This window comes from bacterium (assembly GCA_026398675.1).
In the GTDB taxonomy this organism is placed as follows: Bacteria; RBG-13-66-14; RBG-13-66-14; order RBG-13-66-14; family RBG-13-66-14; genus RBG-13-66-14.
In genome coordinates, this window is the sequence record JAPLSK010000264.1 from 1 (window position 1) to 5173 (window position 5173).

At 65.6% G+C, this 5173-nt stretch carries 6 protein-coding genes; 5 read left to right on the forward strand and 1 reads right to left on the reverse strand.

Annotated features, from left to right (window positions below; translation table 11 throughout):
* The 5 genes from NTW26_08230 to NTW26_08250 form a co-directional block, all read left to right on the forward strand.
* Positions 1–445, forward strand: a 445-nt coding sequence (locus tag NTW26_08230) for an oxidoreductase (GenBank protein MCX7022238.1), incomplete at its 5' end; no start/stop codon positions are given.
* 582 nt (positions 446–1027) lie between these two features.
* Positions 1028–1819, forward strand: a complete 792-nt coding sequence (locus tag NTW26_08235) for an NADH:ubiquinone oxidoreductase (protein ID MCX7022239.1) — start codon at positions 1028–1030, stop codon at positions 1817–1819.
* 12 nt (positions 1820–1831) lie between these two features.
* Positions 1832–3127: a Ni/Fe hydrogenase subunit alpha gene (locus tag NTW26_08240; GenBank protein MCX7022240.1), complete on the forward strand. Its 1296-nt coding sequence runs from the start codon at positions 1832–1834 to the stop codon at positions 3125–3127.
* A 391-nt stretch (positions 3128–3518) separates the two neighbouring features.
* Positions 3519–3746, forward strand: a complete 228-nt coding sequence (locus NTW26_08245) for a hypothetical protein (protein ID MCX7022241.1) — start codon at positions 3519–3521, stop codon at positions 3744–3746.
* Entirely contained in the window at positions 3747–4061 is a 315-nt protein-coding gene (locus tag NTW26_08250) for a hypothetical protein (protein ID MCX7022242.1), read from the forward strand.
* Between the two features lie 4 nt (positions 4062–4065).
* On the opposite strand, the gene NTW26_08255 is transcribed toward NTW26_08250, so the two are convergent.
* Positions 4066–4530: a hydrogenase maturation protease gene (locus tag NTW26_08255; GenBank protein MCX7022243.1), complete on the reverse strand. Its 465-nt coding sequence runs from the start codon at positions 4528–4530 to the stop codon at positions 4066–4068.
* Positions 4531–5173: the final 643 nt, after the last annotated feature.

Genomic DNA, 5173 nt, shown 5'->3' on the forward strand with positions numbered 1-5173 from the left:
GTACGCCCTGGACAACCGCGCCGACTTCAACCGCGTCATCCTTTTCTACGGCTGCCGCGAGCCGAAGGAGGTCCTCTTCCGCGACGAGATGGCCGGCCTCGTCTCCCGGGCCGACCTCGAGTGCCACCTGACCGTGGACACCGACCCCAACAAGACCTGGCCCTACAACGTGGGGGTCGTCACCACGCTCTTCGAACAGGTGGAGGGGCTCGACCCGGAGAAGACCTACGCCGCCATCTGCGGCCCGCCGGTGGTTTACAAATTCGTCGTCGAGAGGCTCCTGGAGCTCAACTTCTCCAAGGGGCGGATTCTGATGAGCCTGGAGCGGATGATGAAGTGCGGGGTGGGCAAGTGCCTGCACTGCAGCATCGGGCACAAGTACACCTGCCTGGACGGGCCGATATTCACCTACTGGGACGCGATAAATTTACGGGAATCCATCTGAGGCAACTCAGGACTCAATCCTGGAAGAAGCGAGCCCCTGACACGCCGCGGTCGCGCCGCCTGGGACGCCATCAACCTGCGCGAGAGCATCTGAACCGAGCCGGGGTGAGGGCTGCCGACATTTCCCCTCCCCCCTTGGGGGGGCGGGATAGGGAGGGGGGTGAAGCGGCCCCATCTCCCTTCTACGTAGAGGCGCGCCTACGGGCCGGGGTGAGGGTCGCCTCAAATCCCCTCTCCCTGTGGGAGGCCTGCGAGGCCCGGGCCGGGGTGAGGGCTGCATTAGAAAAAATGCGAGGGATCGTTTGTATCACACCAAACCTAATAGAGAGCGTGGATTGCGTATCACCCTCGTAGGGGCCGACCGACGGCGCGCCGTTTAGGTCGGCCTGCGGGCGACCGCTGAGGGTCGCCCCTACATCATCGCAGCCGGGGTGAGGGGTGCCTTACACCCCCTCCCCCCTCTGGGGGGAGGCTCGCCTACGGGCCGGGGAGGGGGGCGGGAGAATGACGGCCCGCACCGACACGACGCCCAGATATTACAGATTCACCGCCGCTGAACTCTAAAGGAACGGAAACCCGACCGATGGAAAAGCCGAAAATCGCCGTCTACGGCCTCACCTGCTGCGCCGGCTGCCAGCTCAACATCCTCAACTGCGAGGACGAGATTCTGGAGCTGGCCAAAGCGGTGGACATAAAGAGCTTCATCATGGCCCAGACCGGCAACTCCGACTGCGAGGTGGACATCGCCTTCGTCGAGGGGGCGGTGGCCAGCGAGCGGAACCTGAAGCAAATCAAGGGCATCCGCGAGCGCGCCGGGATTCTGGTCGCCCTCGGCACCGGCGCGTGCTGGGGCTGCGTCCAGGCCATGGCCAACGACGTGCCGCGCAGGGAGTTGATCGTCGAGGTCTACGGCAATACGGTCCTGGACCACCCCTTCTTCGAGTGCTTCGAGCCGAAGCCCCTGCGGGATTTCGTGAAGGTTGACTTCGAGATTGTGGGCTGCCCCATCGAGCGGAACCAGTTCCTCCAGGCGGTGGCGTCGTTCCTGCACGGGGACCAGCCGCTTCTGCCCACCTACGCCGTGTGCACCGACTGCAAGTTCCGGGAGAACGAGTGCCTTTTGATCGAGCGGGGGGAGATGTGCCTGGGCCCGGTGACCAAGGCCGGCTGCGGGGCGCGCTGCCCCTCCAACAACCTCCCATGCGAGGGTTGCCGGGGCCCGGTCTACGAGGCCAACTTCGCCTCCGAGGTGGACGTTCTCCTGGACAAGGGCTTTTCGATCGAGGATATAAAACAGGCCATGGGGCACTTCGGCGGACCACCCTCCGACGAGGCCCTGCACGCCAGGAAATACAAGGGCACCGAGCTGCCGTAAGGGGATAAGAGCATGAGCCGGACCATCACCGTGAAGCACCTCTGCCGCGTCGAGGGACACGGCGGCGTCACCGTGGAAATCGAGGACGGCGCCGTCAAGGGTGTGCGCATGGACATCTACGAGGGGATGCGCTTCTTCGAGAGCTTTTTGAAGCGCGTACCCTGGGCCGACATCCCCGAGGTGGCCTGCCGCATCTGCGCCATCTGCTCCGGCGTGCACAACGTGGTGGCCTCGCAGGCCATCGAGGACGCCTTCGGGGTGAGGGTCACCGAGCAGGTTCGTCTCCTGCGGCGGCTCTTCGTCCACGGCGGCAACATCGAGTCCCACGCCCTGCATATATTTATGCTGGCCCTGCCGGACCTCGTGCGGCCGCGCTACAACTCCGTCATCGAGCTGGCCGAGGACCTGCCCGACGCGGCGCGCATCGGCCTGGACATCAAGAAGTGCGGCAACGAGATACAGGACCTGATAGGCGGACGCGAGATTCACCCCTGCAACACCAAGCTCGGCGGCTTCGGCCGCATCCCTGAAAAAGACGCCGTCAAGTACCTGCGCGACCGGCTCGAGGCCACCCTGGAGAACGCCAGGGCCCTCGTGCCGCTCGTCGGCGGGTTGGAGCTCCCCGGCTACCTCACCACCCCCGGCACGTTCATCGGGCTGAAACCCTACGGCAACACCTACGGCTACATGGGGGACCACATCGCCGCAAGCGACGGGACGGTCACCGACGTCCACGAGTACAAGCGGGTGACCAACGAATACGTCGTGCCGCACAGCCACGCGAAGTTCTCCGCGTACAACGGGAAGCCGTACACCGTGGGGGCGCTGGCCCGGGTCAACCTCTTCGGCAACCTGCTGCACGGCGGGGCGAAGACGGTCGCCAAGCGCCTGGGATTCACCACGCCGACGCACAACATCTTCCACAACACCACGGCCCAGTTCATCGAGCTGGTGGACTCCATCGAGGACTCCATCCTGACCATCAACACGCTTCTGGCGAATTACGCGCCGGTGGAGCCGACGCCGGAGATCAGGCCCCGGGCCGGTTGGGGCGCGGCGGGCATCGAGGCCCCCCGCGGCACCCTCTACCACTCCTACGCCTTCGACACCGACGGACGCTGCACCGACGTGGACATCATCACCCCCACCTGCCAGAACCTGGCCGCCATGGAGCGGGACATCCGGGCCATGGTCGAGGCCAACCCGACTTTCTCCGACGAGGAGATTCATTTCCACGCGGAGATGATAGTCCGGGCGTACGACCCCTGCATCTCCTGCTCGGTGCACCTTCTCAATTTGAGCGCCTGACGCCGGGGTGAGGGCTGCCGCGTGTCCCCTCTCCCTCCTAGGGAGAGGGCTAGGGTGAGGGTCAAGGTAGGGAAAGTGAAAGCGGCGGGGATTAAAATCCCCGCCCTACATTCAGGGAGAGGCTCGCCTACGGGTTAAGGTGAAGGACAAGGGTTGAAAACGGCGGCCCGCGGAGGGGCCGCCCTACGTCATCGCAACCCAGAGTGAGGGTCGAGGTTGGGAACGGATACACGGTGTCCCACGGGCGGGTGTGGATACCCGCCCCTACGTCAGCGCAATCCGCGGGGCACGGGCCGGCGCGAATCCGCGACCGGGTGTGGACATCCGCCCCGCCGGGTACTAAAATCATAAAAATGTGCCCAACAAGCCCTGTCAACCGGGGGAGTGCGAGATGAAAAAGCTGTCGTTGATAATCGCCTGTACGACCGTCTTCATCCTCTTCGGCTGCTTCGACACCGCCGAGGGCCAGGGCACCGGCTTCTCGCCTCCGGAGGGGAGCTACGACGACGGCTACAACCAGGGGTTCAAGGAGGGGTACCAGATGGGGTACTCGGACGGCTTCGCGGCGGGTAACGGCGGGTCGTCGAGCGGCGGCGACACCACCGACGGCGGCGAATAGGTGGACCTCGGGGACACCGAGCCCGTGGAAACCACCGTCCTCTGCCCCGCGCCGGATAAAATCGTCCAGCAGTTCGTGGACAACTTCAAGGCCGAGAACGAGGCCCAGTGCAAGGCCCTCTTCGCCACGGACTCGCCGCAACTGAGGAGCTGGGACTCGGACTGGGACCAGATGCAGAGCGCCAACTGGAGCGACTGGAAAACCCCCACGCTCCACGAGTGCGAGGGGGGCAAGGCGCGGGTCACCGTCAAATGCAGCGTGGCGTCCTTCCTCGGCGACGCCGAGCCCCGCGGCCCCGCTTTTTTTAATGAATGAAACCTCACCCGGCGAGCTCCCGGAAAATTCCGGTCACGATTTCCGGCAGGGCGGCGGCGAGCGCCGGGGAGAGCCCCTCACCGAAGGTGAACGGGTCCGGCGCCTCGACGGCGTAGATGCGTATCTCCTCCGGCATGTCGAGCCCTAAGCGGCGGCCCAGCTCCAGCCCCTCGAAGACGCCGAAGCGGTGGCTGGACTGGGGCAGCTCGCCGGCGACCTCTTGCTGAGTGTCGAGGCGGTACCAGTCGCCGGGCCTGCCGTCATCGGTCTGGGCGGCGTCCACGATAATTGCGCGGTCGTAGCCCACCAGAAGCTCCATGAGCTCGATGCCGGCCACGGAGGCCTCGCGGAGCTCGACGTCGGGATTGTTCAGGCGGGCGTGGAGCCCGCGGGCGACGAGGATGCCCACGGCGTCGTCGCTCATCATGGGGTTGCCCAGGCCGACGATGAGGGTGCGTTTGGCGGCCATGTTTCACCTGCGCGGGCGGTTCGTCGCCCGAGGGGATTTTAACATTCCGGCGTCGGGCTCACCCGGCGGCCCAATCCCCCCTCCCCCCTCTGGGGGGAGGGCTGGGGAGAGGGGTGAAAACGGGCGGGTGTGGACACCCGCCCCTACGTCCATCCATCGCCAATCCGACCCGTAGGGGCGACCGTCCACGGTCGCCCGCGGTTTCCCTCTCCCCGTGGGAGCGGTGCGCCGACGGGGATGGGTGAGGGTTGCCTCAATAAAATCGGCGGGGATGGAATCCCCGCCCTACGTATACCACGTTGCGACGGGCGGGTCAGGAGACCCGCCCCTACGGGTGGTGTGCGATTATTGCGTGCCTTCGTAGGGGCCGACCGACGGCGCGCCGGTTAGGTCGGCCCGCGTTTATTACGGGTGAGGGGTGAAACAACCCCCTCCCCCTCTGGGGGGAAGCGCGCTTACGGGCTGGGGTGAGGGGTTAAAACGGCGGGGACTAAAGTCCCCGCCCTACATCATCGTAACCGGGGGTGAGGGTCGAGGCAGGGAATGTCAACAAACCTCGGCGGCCCGGCCCCCCTCTCCCTCCGGGAGAGGGGATGGGGGTGAGGGCCACCATATAAAAACGGCGGGGACTAAACTCCCCGCC

Bases quoted from the DNA above. Each gene is read 5' to 3' on its own strand.
- NTW26_08255 (MCX7022243.1), bottom strand. From the start codon at position 4,530: ATGGCCGCCAAACGCACCCTCATCGTCGGCCTGGGCAACCCCATGATG.
- NTW26_08245 (MCX7022241.1), top strand. From the start codon at position 3,519: ATGAAAAAGCTGTCGTTGATAATCGCCTGTACGACCGTCTTCATCCTC.
- NTW26_08235 (MCX7022239.1), top strand. From the start codon at position 1,028: ATGGAAAAGCCGAAAATCGCCGTCTACGGCCTCACCTGCTGCGCCGGC.
- NTW26_08240 (MCX7022240.1), top strand. From the start codon at position 1,832: ATGAGCCGGACCATCACCGTGAAGCACCTCTGCCGCGTCGAGGGACAC.